The sequence below is a fragment of the Oceanispirochaeta sp. M1 genome (assembly GCF_003346715.1).
GTDB lineage: Bacteria > Spirochaetota > Spirochaetia > DSM-2461 > DSM-2461 > Oceanispirochaeta.
Genome location: NZ_QQPQ01000163.1, coordinates 1 through 384 on the forward strand (window position 1 = coordinate 1; position 384 = coordinate 384).

The window sequence follows — 384 nt, forward strand, 5'->3', positions numbered from 1 at the left end:
ACTACAAACAATTAAAAGGAGCACGAATTGAATCTTACCTCATTTTCACAATATCAGCAATTATCCCTGGATCTAAACATTTCAATTCCATTCGAAGTCACTGATCACGAAGCAGCTCTACTAATACTCTTGCAGAACCTGGATTATAGTGATTTTGACATTCAAAAGAAGAAATCAGGAAGACCGAACGCTGTTGATCCTTACACCATGGTACTTCTTATCCTCTATTCCCGAACACAAGGAAGGTACAGTTCTCGGCAAGTTGAGCACCTATGTAAAAGGGATCTGTTTTTAACCCAGATTCTTCAGGGAAGGAAGGCTCCTGATCACACAACTATAGATCGATTTATTCGGCGACACGGGAATGCCATTGATGGACTGTTC

At 40.6% G+C, this 384-nt stretch carries 1 protein-coding gene; it reads left to right on the plus strand.

Features of this window, described 5'->3' with window-relative positions; translation table 11 throughout:
* Positions 1 to 27: 27 nt before the first annotated feature.
* A partial coding sequence (locus DV872_RS26330; protein ID WP_147283298.1) for a transposase occupies positions 28 to 384 on the plus strand: 357 nt, incomplete at its 3' end.